The 12599-nt window shown below is 62.3% G+C and carries 14 protein-coding genes and 1 pseudogene; 2 read left to right on the top strand and 13 right to left on the bottom strand.

Annotation, left to right across the window (positions count from 1 at the left end; genetic code table 11):
• Positions 1–213 precede the first annotated feature (213 nt).
• Positions 214–777, top strand: a complete 564-nt coding sequence (locus ACWTU8_RS12875) for a DUF2259 domain-containing protein (RefSeq protein ID WP_455849046.1) — start codon at positions 214–216, stop codon at positions 775–777.
• The gene (locus tag ACWTU8_RS12870) at positions 755–952 is read left to right on the top strand and encodes a DUF2259 domain-containing protein (RefSeq protein ID WP_455848473.1); all 198 of its coding nucleotides are present in this window, start codon (positions 755–757) and stop codon (positions 950–952) included. Before ACWTU8_RS12875 ends, ACWTU8_RS12870 begins: the two co-directional genes overlap by 23 nt.
• 371 nt (positions 953–1323) lie before the next feature.
• Here ACWTU8_RS12870 and dhaK read toward each other — a convergent pair whose 3' ends face one another.
• From dhaK to ACWTU8_RS12805, 13 genes and pseudogenes are all read right to left on the bottom strand, one after another.
• Positions 1324–2310: a dihydroxyacetone kinase subunit DhaK gene (dhaK, locus tag ACWTU8_RS12865; RefSeq protein WP_455848472.1), complete on the bottom strand. Its 987-nt coding sequence runs from the start codon at positions 2308–2310 to the stop codon at positions 1324–1326.
• A gap of 34 nt (positions 2311–2344) precedes the next feature.
• A complete protein-coding gene (locus ACWTU8_RS12860) occupies positions 2345–2770 on the bottom strand; it encodes a hypothetical protein (protein WP_065006028.1) in 426 nt (141 codons plus the stop codon).
• 8 nt (positions 2771–2778) lie between these two features.
• A complete protein-coding gene (ptsP, locus tag ACWTU8_RS12855) occupies positions 2779–4365 on the bottom strand; it encodes a phosphoenolpyruvate--protein phosphotransferase (RefSeq protein ID WP_455848471.1) in 1587 nt (528 codons plus the stop codon).
• Entirely contained in the window at positions 4349–4651 is a 303-nt protein-coding gene (locus ACWTU8_RS12850) for an HPr family phosphocarrier protein (RefSeq protein WP_095521149.1), read from the bottom strand. Before ACWTU8_RS12850 ends, ptsP begins: the two co-directional genes overlap by 17 nt.
• 21 nt (positions 4652–4672) lie before the next feature.
• Positions 4673–5062, bottom strand: a complete 390-nt coding sequence (gene dhaM, locus ACWTU8_RS12845; protein WP_027151568.1) for a dihydroxyacetone kinase phosphoryl donor subunit DhaM — start codon at positions 5060–5062, stop codon at positions 4673–4675.
• A complete protein-coding gene (gene dhaL, locus ACWTU8_RS12840) occupies positions 5059–5661 on the bottom strand; it encodes a dihydroxyacetone kinase subunit DhaL (RefSeq protein ID WP_455849045.1) in 603 nt (200 codons plus the stop codon). The genes dhaM and dhaL overlap by 4 nt, the downstream gene beginning before the upstream one ends.
• Positions 5662–5690: 29 nt before the next feature.
• Positions 5691–6710 carry an ABC transporter ATP-binding protein gene (locus ACWTU8_RS12835; RefSeq protein WP_455848470.1) on the bottom strand — a complete coding sequence of 340 codons (1020 nt, stop codon included), beginning with the start codon at positions 6708–6710 and terminating at the stop codon, positions 5691–5693.
• The gene (locus ACWTU8_RS12830; RefSeq protein WP_455848469.1) at positions 6703–7815 is read right to left on the bottom strand and encodes an ABC transporter ATP-binding protein; all 1113 of its coding nucleotides are present in this window, start codon (positions 7813–7815) and stop codon (positions 6703–6705) included. The genes ACWTU8_RS12835 and ACWTU8_RS12830 overlap by 8 nt, the downstream gene beginning before the upstream one ends.
• Before the next feature lie 3 nt (positions 7816–7818).
• Entirely contained in the window at positions 7819–8025 is a 207-nt protein-coding gene (locus ACWTU8_RS12825) for a hypothetical protein (protein ID WP_455848468.1), read from the bottom strand.
• Positions 8022–8972: a carbohydrate ABC transporter permease gene (locus ACWTU8_RS12820; protein WP_029347718.1), complete on the bottom strand. Its 951-nt coding sequence runs from the start codon at positions 8970–8972 to the stop codon at positions 8022–8024. Before ACWTU8_RS12820 ends, ACWTU8_RS12825 begins: the two co-directional genes overlap by 4 nt.
• Entirely contained in the window at positions 8969–9916 is a 948-nt protein-coding gene (locus ACWTU8_RS12815; RefSeq protein WP_455849044.1) for a carbohydrate ABC transporter permease, read from the bottom strand. Before ACWTU8_RS12815 ends, ACWTU8_RS12820 begins: the two co-directional genes overlap by 4 nt.
• A gap of 123 nt (positions 9917–10039) precedes the next feature.
• Positions 10040–11371: an ABC transporter substrate-binding protein gene (locus ACWTU8_RS12810; protein ID WP_455848467.1), complete on the bottom strand. Its 1332-nt coding sequence runs from the start codon at positions 11369–11371 to the stop codon at positions 10040–10042.
• A gap of 234 nt (positions 11372–11605) precedes the next feature.
• Positions 11606–12294: pseudogene (locus tag ACWTU8_RS12805) on the bottom strand (PIG-L deacetylase family protein).
• Positions 12295–12599: the final 305 nt, after the last annotated feature.

Here is a 12599-nt window from a genome sequence, read left to right as displayed (position 1 = left end):
GACTTCCTCCCCAGGAATGTCTGCTGTCTTTGAATAGCGTATGCTGTTTTTGCAAGCATATGCAATTTCGTCTTTTGGCGTTCTCGCCTTGGTCGCAAATACCCGGCACGATGGTCTCGGGTCATAATTGGGGTGTGGGGTCATAATTGGGGGCAAGGCGCAATGAAGTTGCGATGCAAGTTTGGATCTGCCGTATTGGCGGCGATGCTGTTGATGGTCGCTTCCGCCGCCCAGGCCGGCGATGCGGCGGCACGGCGCATTATCGGCTTTTCGCCGGATGGTACCTACTTCGCCTTCGAACAGTACGGCACGCTCGACGCCGGTGCTTCGAATTCGGGCTGGTCGGAGATCGACATCATCGACACCCGCACCGATGAGTTCGTCGGTGGTAAGCCGATCCGCATCGTCGACGAAACCGAGGAGGCGACGCTCACTCTCGATCAGGCGAGGGCACGGGCTGCCGCGCAGGCGGCGCCGATCCTCGCCCAATATGCCATAGCGGCGCGCGGCGAGCGGACGGCCTTTGACAGGTTCACCTTTCCGGACGACATGGTCGCTTACCAAGACATTGCGCGCCTCGAGCAGGTCTCGCAGAAATGGCTTTCGCCGACCTATGACGAGCTCGGCATCTCGATCATCCAGCTCGACCAGATACTTGCCGACAGCACGATGGATTGCTCGTCGAGTTTCGACGAGCAGCAAGGCGCCACGGCCGGCAAGGCGTTCGGTTTCCGCCTGACGCTGCAGGCACACGATGCCGTTCCAACTGCTGCATGAGGACAAGACCGTGCCCGGCTCGAGGAATTGCCCGACCTCCTACAGCCTGTCGGAATCCTATGCATTCACCCCGGACGGCAAACCCGCAGTGCTTGCCGTGCTCGTGCAACGCTTCAGCCAGGGATTTGAAGGACTGGACCGCCGCTTTATCGCCGTGACCGGCCAGCTGCGTTGAAAAGCGCTGCTTGCGCTCAAATACGGTTCTAAAGCGGCAGCGCCGCGAGCATGAGGCCGACACCGCCGGCGATCAGCAAGGCAGCGGCCAGCGCCTTTCTGTGACGTTCGAAACCCGTCGGCGCTCGATCCCAATTGTAACGCATGTTCTGCCCTCCCAAAACCGCCGCATTCCTAACCTTACCGAAGGCAAACAAAGCAACATTGTGCCTAACTTCACCACACTGGCCTGATAATGCTCGGGATGGCGCATGACAGTTTTGTCACCGACTGCTGTTGGGAGTCCTTGCGAAGGCCCACTTCGCAGACTGAAGCGGGCTTTGCTTTTTGACCTCCACTTTTGTTGTAAGTGGCAGCGAGGTGTTGGAGGTTCTACATCCCCCAGCGCAGCGCAGCCGTATGCACCGGTGCGTCCCACAATGCGGTCGTCTCGTCGTCGACCATGGTCAGCGTGATCGAGCAGCCGGCCATGTCGAGCGATGTCACATAGGACCCGACCAGTGAGCGAGTGACCGTCACGCCGTTGTTCCCGAAGATTTTCCGGGCGCTGTTGTACATCAGATAGAGCTCCATCAGCGGCGTGCCGCCGAAGCCGTTGACGAAAAGCAGCGCCGGGCCTTTCGCCCTGTCGCGCAGATCGCCCAGGATTGCCGCGCAGATCTCCTCGGCGATGGCATCGGCGCTCTTCAACGTGTCGCGGCGGCGGCCGGGCTCGCCATGAATGCCGACGCCGAACTCCATCTCTTCGTCGCCGATATCGAAGGTCGGCTTGCCGGCCGCCGGTACGGTGCAGCTGGTCAGCGCAACGCCCATAGACCGCGTTGCGGTATTGACGCGTTCGCCAAGCGCCTTCAACGGCTTCAGTGCCATGCCTTGCTCGGCTGCGGCGCCGACGATCTTCTCGACCACCAGGGTGCCGGCAACGCCGCGCCGGCCGGTGGTGTAGGAGGAGTTCTCGACCGCGACGTCGTCATTGGTCACCACTTGCATGACCCCCTCCGACATTTCGGCGGCCATCTCGAAATTCATCACATCCCCCTCGTAGTTCTTGACGATAAACAGGCAACCGGCGCCGGTGTTGACCGCCTCTGCAGCCGCCAGCATCTGGTCCGGCGTCGGCGAGGTGAACACCTGACCGGGGCAGGCGGCGTCCAGCATTCCATGGCCGACCAGCCCGCCATGCAGCGGTTCGTGGCCAGAGCCGCCGCCGGAAATCAGCGCCACCTTGCCGGGCTTGAGCGCCTTGCGGCGAACGAATTTGTGATCGTCGCCCAGCACCAGTATGTCGGAGTGCGCGGCGACGAAGCCGTCCAGGCTTTCGGCCAGCACCGTGTCGACCGAATTCAGAAATTTCTTCATGACCGTCCTTCCGAAAGGGCCAGGCGTGGCGCGACTATGTCCCGCCCTTGCCGGCGATGCTGGTGATTTTCTGGATGAAATCGTTGACCGCCCGGTCGAGCGCTGCATTCTGCTTGTCGTCGCCGAAATCGGGAACGATCAGCGAGACATGCCGCGTCTTGCGCATGCCTGATGCCACCGACATTTTTCCGGGATGCGCCTGATGGTAGGCGGCAAGAAAATGGTCGCGTTCGGCCGGGCTGAAATGGCAGACGGAGAAAATAGCCGGCAAATGTTTCGACGGGATCGGGATCGAATAGGCCGGGCTGGAAATCTGCGTGACGAAGCTGCGGTGCTTGCCAAGCGCATCGGCCAAGCGCTGGCGCATGCCGGACGGACGTTGGTCGAGGACCTGCGACAGGATCATCTTATAGGCGCGGATCGCCTCTTCGGAGCCGGGTTCGGGTGTCTTCTCGGCCATGCCCGCGCCTAGATCGACACGTCCGCAATGGCCGCCTTGGCCATTGCGAGTTGGGCGGGAACCACGGAAAGGTCACGCAGGCCGGCCTCGATCAGCGCCGGGATCGCCGCCGGATCGCCGCCGGCGTCGCCGCACAAGCTGACCGGAATCTTTTGCGCGCGGCCGAACGCTGCAACCGAGGCGATCAGCCGAAGCACGGCCGGATGCCTGATCGAATTGAGATGCGCAACCGAAGCGTTGTCGCGCGCCGCCGCCATCACATACTGGGTCAGGTCGTTCGAGCCGATCGACAAGAAAGCGACCTCGGCAAAAGCCTCGGGAGCGATCGCCACCGATGGCACCTCGACCATGATGCCGAGCGGCGGCATTTTTTGCGCGACGCCGCGCGCGGCAAGCGCGGCCTTCTCTTCCGCGAACAGGGCGGCGGCACGCTGATATTCGTCCACAACGGCGATCATCGGGAACATCACCTTGAGATTGCCATGAATGGCGGCGCGCAGCAGCGCCCGGATCTGTACCCGAAAAACCTCCGGCCTTGCCAGCGATAGCCTGATGCCGCGCAGGCCGAGAAAAGGATTGCCCTCCTCGACGGTGAAGCCCGGCACCGGCTTGTCGCCGCCGGCGTCGACGGTACGAATTGTCACCGGTCTGTCTTCAGCCCATTCGAGCACTTTGCGGTAGGCTCGATATTGCGTTTCCTCATCCGGCAGCGTCTTGCCGAACAGGAATTCGGTCCGCATCAGCCCGACACCGTCGCAGGTCGAGACATCGATGCTGTCGACATCGGACGGATCGGCGATGTTGACCTGCACCCGCACCGCCGTGCCGGCTTTCGTCACTGCCGGCCGGGTCAAAAAAGTTTCCGCCCGGTCGCGACGTGCCGCGAAAGAGGACGATTTTCGCCGGAACGCCTCGACCTCTGCCCTTGATGGCGCCAATATGATGCCGCCATGCTCGGCATCAAGCAGGGCGACGCCGGCAAGATGAGCCGGCGAAGCACCGAGCCCCACGATCATCGGCACGCCGCGCGAGCGCGCCAGCATGGCGACATGGCTGGCGGCACTGCCCGCTTTCAGCGCAATGCCGCCGCCGGAACTCCAGTCGGTTTCGAGAAAGCGCGTCGGCGCGATGTCCTCGCCATAGAAGATGGCTCCTGCCGGCGCCGCAGCCTCGCTCTCTTCGGTCAGTGCACGCAGCACCTGGTCGCGTATGTCGCGCATGTCGGCGGCGCGCGCCCGGAAATAGTCCTGATCGGACGTCTCGTAGCCCACAATTTCGGCGTCGAGCGCCTGCCGCCATGCCGTATCGGCCGGCTGGCCGACGGCAATCGCGGCAAAGGCCGGGCCGGTCAGTGCACCGTCCTCCAGCATGGCGAGCTGGAATTCGAGAATTTCGGCTGCATCGCCCTCGGTCGCTTCGACGAGCGTGGCAAGTCGGCCTGTCGCTGCCTTGATTGCCGTTTCGAGCGCGAGCCTCTCGTCAGCGGCGGTCGCTTTACGGTTATAGCGCGCGACAACCGGATCGAGGTTGAACAGCGGCCCTTCGGCATAGCCGGCCGAAGCCGAAATCCCCTTCAGCCTAAGCGGTTCGGGCATGGTCCACGCCCTCGTCGAAGTCGCGTCGCACCAGCTCGACCAGCGCGCCGACCGCCTCGCCGGCGCCGTCACCCCTCGCTCGGATATGCAGCACCGTGCCTTTCGGCGCCTTGGCCGCCATCACCTTGACGATGCTCTTGGCGTCGAACCAAGGCCCGTTGGCGGCGAGCGCCACTTCGACTTCGGCTGAAAATGTCTTGGCGAGCTTGGTAAACTTCACCGAAGGGCGCGCATGCAGGCCGACCTCATGGGTGATCAGAACTGTGGCTTCGGCGGATGCGGACATGCTGTCAAAATTCCTGTTCATTCACGATGGCGACAATTCGTGTGCCGTCGCCACCACTTCCCTGAGCGAGGCGCCGCCGGACGCCTCCGTCGCCGCCATCACCGCGCCTTCGACGATCGGCGCATTGCAGACGATGATCTTGTGCGCGCGCGGCTCGCCGATCATCTCGACCGCCATCTCGCTGTTGGTCTCAGCGCCGCCAAGATCGACAAGTATGGCGACACCCGCCTCCGACCAGGCCTTGTCGATGGCGCCCATGATCGCCTCGACATTGGTTCCCAGCCCGCCATGGCCGTTTCCGCCGCACCATGCAAGCGGCACTTCGTCGCCGACCATCTGGCGCACCATATCGGCCGTGCCTTCGGCGACCAGCGGTGAATGCGATACGATGACGATGCCGACATTGCTCATGCTTGCCCCTCGATGCTTTCGATGACGGCCCGCACCAAAAGCGCGACCGAGCGCCCGCCGGCATCCATATGGCCGATCGAGCGGTCGCCGAGAAACGAGGCGCGTCCGCGCAAGGCTTTCATCGGCACGGTGGCAGCGGCCGCATAGTCCGCGACATCGGCGATTTCCGCCCCGGTTTTTCCCTGCAGCAGGGCGTCATGCACCGGCTTCAGCACGTCGAGCATGGTCTTTTGCCCGACCTGCGACTTGCCCCTGGCTGCCACCGCCTCGATTGCCTTACCGAGAGCCGCCGCCAGATTGGCGTGATCCGGCTCAGCGGAAATCTCCTTGCCGAGCTCCATGAACAGCGTCCCGAACAGCGGTCCCGACGCCCCGCCGACCGTCATCACCAGCTTGGTGCCGATCGCCTTCAGCGCCTCCGGCAATGGCTTTGCCGCGAACGCCTCGGCCTCAGCCCGCACCGCCTCAAAGCCGCGCTTCATATTGAGCCCATGGTCGCCGTCGCCGATCGCCTGGTCGAGCGCGGTCAGCTCGTCCGCGTGAGCTGCAATCGTGTCGGCGGTGGCTGGTATCAGCGTCTTCAGGTCAACCTTGTCCATCGTCCCAGTCTTGTCCAGCGTCCCAGGGCTCATCGGTTTGCAATCCTGTTGCCGGCCTGGTCGAAGAACAGCGGCGCCCGGTAACGAATAGCCACCCTGTCGCCTTTTTCCAATTGCGTGTCGGGGTCGGTCAGCGTCACCAGCTTTTTGCTTCCCACCGTCACATGCAGGTGATTCTGGTCGCCCAGATGTTCGACCCAGTCAACAACGCCGTCGGCGGGGCCGTTCGATGCCTTGCCGATCGACAGATGTTCTGTACGCGCACCGATCGTCTTGGTTCCCGCCGGCATGTCGCCATCGGGCAGCAGGCCGGTCGGCAACAGATTGATCGCCGGCTGGCCGAGCCTTGCGGCGACATGAAGGTTTGCCGGCTCGGAATAGATCGTCCGCGGCGTGCCGATCTGCACCAGAACGCCATCGGCGAGAATCCCGATCCGATCGGCCATCGTCATCGCTTCGATCTGGTCGTGCGTGACATAAAGCATGGTAGCGCCGACCTCGGCCTGAATGCGCTTCAGCTCAAGCCGGAGGTCGGCGCGCAGCTTGGCATCGAGCGACGACAGCGGCTCGTCCATCAGGTAGATCGAGGGCTTGCGCACTAGGGCGCGTCCGATGGCGACGCGCTGCATCTCGCCGCCGGAAAGTTTGGTGGAGCGGTTGGAGAGCTTGTGGTGGATACGCACCATCTTGGCCACATCCTCGACGCGGCGGCGCACCGCGTCCTCGCTCAGCCGCCGCGCCGGCGAGCGCAGCGGAAAGGCCAGGTTGTCGTAGACCGACAGATGCGGATAGAGCGAATATTGCTGGAAGACGAAGGCGGTGTCGCGCTCGGCCGGCGACAACATTGTCGCATCACGGCCGCCGATATGGATTGAGCCCGTATCCGGCCGTTCCAATCCTGCGACAAGCCGGAGCGTCGTCGTCTTGCCGGCCCCAGTCGGGCCGAGCAGCACGACGAATTCGCCATCGGCGACGTGCAGATCGAGAGTGTCTACGGCGACATGGTCGCCGAAGGCTTTTGTCACGCCTTTGATGTGCACGTCAGCCATGATGCGCTTTTCCTTGGGAGGCCCCGTCATGGATTGCGGTTCGCACCGCGCGGCCGGATCCCTTCTCGAACAGCGACAGCCGTGCGCTGCTCAGCGCCAGGCCGACATGGTCGCCCGCATTGAGCCGGATTTCGGCCGGCACCCGCGCCTTGATGATGCCGCCTGATGTCTCCACCGCAACGATCTGCGTGGTGCCGAGATATTCGGTGCCATAGATGGCGCCGCGCAGCTTCGAACCGTCGTCGAAGCGGATGTGTTCCGGCCGGATGCCGAGCGCCATGTCGATCGACGCGATATCCTCGCGCACCTCCGGCACTGCCACCTTGGCGCCTTGCACCACAATCTCCCTGGCGCCCTTTGAAAGCCCGCCGCCAAAGCCGAGAAAATTCATCGGCGGCGAGCCGATGAAATCGGCGACGAACATCGTCGCCGGCCGATCGTAGATTTCGCGTGGCGTGCCGAATTGTTCGATGACGCCGTGGTTCATCACTGCGATCTTGTCGGCCATCGACATCGCTTCCATCTGGTCATGCGTGACGTAGACGGTGGTGGCATGGATGCGGTTGTGCAGTTCGCGCAGCTCATGGACCATGAGATCGCGGAATTCGGTGTCGAGCGTGCCGAGCGGCTCGTCCATCAGGAAGCATTTTGGCCGCCGCACGATGGCGCGGCCGAGCGCCACGCGCTGGCGGTCGCCGCCGGCAAGGCCAGAGACTGATTTGTTGAGCAGATGGTCGATGCGCAACAGCTTCGCCGTCTCCTCGACGCGCTGGCGGATTTCGATGCCTGGCATGCCTTGCGCCAGCAGCGGGAAGCCGATGTTCCTACGCACATTCATATGCGGATAGAGCGCGAACAGCTGGAAGACGAAGGCGATGTCGCGCTCGCGGGCACGCCGCATGGTGACGTCCTCGCCGCCAAGCAGGATCTTGCCGCCGGTCGGCAATTCCAGGCCGGCGATCATGCGCAAGGTCGTCGTCTTGCCGCAACCCGACGGCCCCAGCATGACGAAGAACTCGCCATCTCTAACGACGAAGCTGGAATCCTGCACGGCGACGAAATCGCCGAATGCCTTTCTCAGATGCTCGACCCTGATCTCCGCCATCGTCTACTCCGGAAATTTCGAGACGATTATGAACATCGCCGTGCCGGCCAGCATGGTGATGAACGAATAAGTATAGAGCGACAGCGCGAAGGGCTGGAACAACATCAGGAAGCCAATGGCTATGATCACCGTCGCGATATTCTCCATCAGGCCGCGCCTCGCCCATGCCGGCCAGCGCGACTTGCGTTTTGCGGATTGGGTCAGGCTCATTTGCGCACCGCGCCGAAGGTGATACCACGCAGCAACTGCTTGCGGAGCAGGATGGTGAACACCAGGATCGGCACCAGGAAGATCGTCGTGCCCGCGGCGACGGCCGGCCAGTCCTGGCCGCCTTCGCCGATGATGGTCGGGATAAAGGGCGGTGCGGTCTGCGCCGTGCCCGAGGTCAGCAGTGCGGCGAACGCATACTCGTTCCAGGCGAAGATCAGGCAGAAGATTGCCGTCGCGGCAATGCCGGTGGTCGCCTGCGGCAGCACGGTGCGCCAGAAGGCCTGCAGCCGCGTATAGCCGTCGATCATCGCCGCTTCTTCGTATTCGCGCGGGATCTCGTCGATGAAGCCCTTGAGCAGCCACACGGCCAGCGACACGTTGACCGCCGTGTAGAGCAGGATCATGCCGAGTGCGGTGTCCGACAGGCCGAGCTCGCGGTACATCAGGTAGATGGGAATAGCGACCGCGATCGGCGGCATCATCCGCGTCGACAGGATGAAGAACAGCAGATCGTCGGCCAACGGCACCTTGAAGCGCGAGAAGCCATAGGCCGACATTGTGCCGAGGAACACCGCGCAGAAGGTCGAGCCGAAGGCGATGATCAGCGAGTTTATGAAGCGCGGCATGAAGTTGGACGGCCCGGCGATCACCATGTTGCGCTTGCGCACTGTCTCGTCGCAGACGCCCGTCGCCGGTCCCAGCGAGTTGATGTATTCCGGTGTCTGCCGGGTGCGGGTCGAGAACAGATTGCAGTAGCCCTCGAGGCTCGGCTGGAACAGGATCTTCGGCGGATAGGCGATCGAATCCGGCGGCGTCTTGAAGCTGGTGGCGAAGATCCACAGCAGCGGCACGATCGAGATCAGCGCGTAAAGCACGATGATCGTGCCGGCGACGCGCTTCGACGTGGCCGAGGGTGCGACGACTGAATGGGCTGACGTCAGGCTCATCTCTGCTTCACCTTGTTGAGCGCCTTGACGTAGATATTGGCCAGCCCGAACACCGCGACGAACAGGATGATGGCGAAGGCTGAGGAATAACCCGTCCGCCAGCTTTCGAAGGCCTGCCGCTTCAGCGTGATCGAGGCGACTTCGGTGGTCGAGCCCGGTCCGCCGCCGGTGAGCAGGTTGACCATGTCGAACATCTTGAAGTTCTCGATGCCCCGGAACAGCACCGCCAGCATGATAAAGGGCAGCGCCATCGGCAGCGTGATCGACCAGAACTGCCGCCAGTTGGAGGCGCGGTCGACCTCGGCCGCCTCATAGATGTATTCGGGGATCGAGCGCAGCCCGGCGAGACAGATCAGCATCACGTAAGGCGTCCACATCCAGGTGTCGACGATGACGATCGACCACGGCGCCAGCGACACGTTGGAGAGCATGCCGATCTGCGTTGCCGGAATGCCGGTGACGAACGAGACGGCATAGGCGAACAGACCGATCTGCGGCTCGTAGAGGAAGCGCCAGAAATTGCCGACAACTGCCGGCGACAGCATCATCGGCACGAGAATGATGGTCGTCCAGAAGGCGTGGCCGCGAAACTTCCGGTCTAGCAGCCAAGCCAGCGTGAAGCCGATCAGCGTCTGCAGCAGGATGGTCCAGAACACGAAATGCGCCGTCGTCTGCATGGCGATCCAGATGTCCTGGTCACCGAGGATGCGTTTGTAATTGGCAAGGCCGACGTTCCTGACCACCTCGTTGGGGCGATTGGCGCGGTAATTGGTGAAGGAGAGATAGATCGCCCAAAACAGCGGGAAGATGTTGATGGCGAGCAGCAACAGGATCGTTGGCGAGATGAACAGCCAGGCGAGGCCCTTGTCGCTGATGCCCCGGACCTTGCGGGCCAACGGCTCAGGCGTAGCCCGGGCAACGCTGTCCGCAGTCCGATTGAGCATGGTCAGTCCCGCTTCGGTCACTTGGTCGTCTCGACAATGGAATTTATCTGAACTGTGTCCCGTGCCAAGGGCGGCACGGGACACGCGGCATGGCTCGGGAGGAGCCGATTACATCTGCCCCAACTACATCTTGCCATCGTCCTGGAAGACCTCGGTCCAGTCCTTGACCAGGCCGTCGAGCGCATCCTTGGCCGACCCCTGGCCGGCGACGACATAGTCATGGAAGCGCTTCTGCGACGCCTGCAGCAGCGGCGCATAGCTGGGCTCTGCCCAAAAATCCTTCACGATGGCCATGGAGTCGAGGAAGGTCTGAGCATAGGGCTGACTGGCCGGGAAGCCTGGGTCTTTGACGACCGCGTTGAGGCAGGAAAAGCCACCGAGCGACCACCATTTGGCCTGCACGTCCTTGTTGGCGAACCACTTGATGTATTTGAGCGCGGCCTCCTGCTTGTCCGAGTAGGACACCACCGAAATGCCCTGGCCGCCGAGCTGGGCGAATTGATCGCCGTCGGGTCCCTTGGGATTGGCGAAATAGCCGATCTTGTCGCCGCCGACATTCTCGTCTTTCTGCAGGCCGGGCCAGGTAAAGGCGAAGTTCATGTGCATCGCCACCTGGCCGGATTTGAAGGCGTCGACGCCTTCCCCCATGTAGCTGTTCGAGGCCCCGGGAGGCGTGCAGCAGTCATAGAGCGCCTTGTAAAACTCCAGGCCCTTCACCGATCTTTCGGAGTTGACGAAGCCGTCCATCTCGTAGGGCTTGTCGGGATTCTCATATTTGAAGCCGAAGCTGTAGAGCACGTCCATGGCACCCATGGTGATGCCTTCGGAGCCGCGCTCGGTATAGATCGATGCGCCATAGACGGTCTTGCCGTCGATCTCGCGCTTCTGGAAGAACTCGGCGATCTGCTTCAGCTGGTCGAAGGTCGTCGGTGCAGCGAGATCCCAGCCGTACTTTTCCTTGAATTCCTTCTGCAGTTCCGGCTTGGAGAACCAGTCCTTGCGATAGGTCCAGCCGACGACATCGCCCATGGCCGGCAGCGCCCAGTAGTTCGGCGAGTTCTTCGGCCATTCCGAATACCCGACGACGGTCGCCGGGACGAAGTCGTCCATGCTGATCTTCTCCTTGTCGAAGAAGTCGTTCAGCTTGACGTAATGGCCGTTCTCGGCAGAGCCGCCGATCCATTGGCTGTCGCCGATGATCAGGTCGCACAGCTTGCCCTTGGAATTCAACTCGTTGAGGAAGCGGTCGGCATAGTTGGTCCAAGGCACGAATTCGAATTTCATGCCGATGCCGGTTTCCTTGGTAAAATCCTTGGACAATTCGACAAGCGCGTTGGCCGGGTCCCAAGCTGCCCAGCAAAGCGTCAGATCTTCAGCCTGCGCGACGTTCGAAACGGCGGTCGACGCAAGCATCGCCGAGGCCAGTCCCAACGTCAGTTTCAAGGTCGATTTCATGCCTTCCTCCCATTTACGAAACGCGTCCGGATGACGGTTTCAAAAACCTCAACCCCCCTCCTCAGGGGTCCAAACATGGCGACGCGGTTGAGCGTCGGGTGTTTAGTAATTTGTTTAGTGATGCAGTTTTTACTAAACAAGGCAAGCGAATTCGTCGCTGCGCTGCAGCATGGCGCATGGGTCGCTTGGTTCAGGAAAGGCGGATGTCAGATCGTCCGGCGCGCGGGCGCCGGATCATTTGACCGTTTTGGTGCTCACCGTCACCGGCCGGATCACTGGGGCCGGCGGCAGCAGGGCGCGGATATCGGCGAAGGGGAAGATCGGTTCGAAGCGGAAGGCCTCAGCGAAGGAACCGGTCCGCCATTGCACTGGCCGGCGCGAAACGCGTTCTGCGTGCGCGCCGCATCGACGAAACGTTCGGGGTCCTGCGACTGGTGCGCCCGGATCGCCATCGCCTTGAGCTCGAAATGACCGGAGATATCGACATAATGCGTCGGCGAAAAGCCGGTGCCACCGAGCGTATCGGCATGCAGCACCGGGACAGTGAAGGATGCCGCGATGTGCAGGCCATCCGACAGCGCACGGTGGTCGCCATGATAGTCGTTCGGCGCATGGGTGATCGCCAGATCTGGCTTCACGTCGCCAATCAGCGCCTTCAGCGCCGCGATCAGCGCGGCATCGGCAACCAGCGCGCCATCCGGAAAGCCGAGGAAGTGCGGTGTCGCGCCAAGCAGGTCCGCCGCCACAGCCGCTTCCTCGCGGCGGGCGCGGGCGAGTAATTCCGGATCGCCCTTCCCGCCCTTGGCGCCATCCGTGGCTATCGCAAAAACCAATTCTGCGCCTTGTGCGGCATAGGCCGCCATCGTACCGAACATGAAGATCTCGATATCGTCCGGATGCGCACCGAGCGCCAGTATCTTCACTCTGCATTCTCCCTGGAACTGGAATAACGTGGACGAACGGAATTCTGCTCGCCCAGCTCCCCTATGCAAGCTGTTCATGCAACGATGCCGTTGTCAAAAGCCTGGGCGGATCGCGCCGACGCATTATTCGCAGATACTCGGGCCAGTGATCCTGGGCGCGTTCTCCAGAAATATCCAGATCTTCTGTCACCAGATCTTCTGTCGCTTGTCGGCCTCGCCGTCATTGGCGGCTTCGGCCTTTTGACGATGGTGCGCGAGGATGTGAGGCTCGGCACGTGCGCTGGAACCCGTTCTCGCGGACCCGG

The sequence above is a fragment of the Mesorhizobium sp. BHbdii genome (assembly GCF_053848045.1).
The sequence above is the reverse complement of the archived record's forward strand: the minus strand, read 5'-3'. Positions and strand labels throughout refer to the sequence as shown.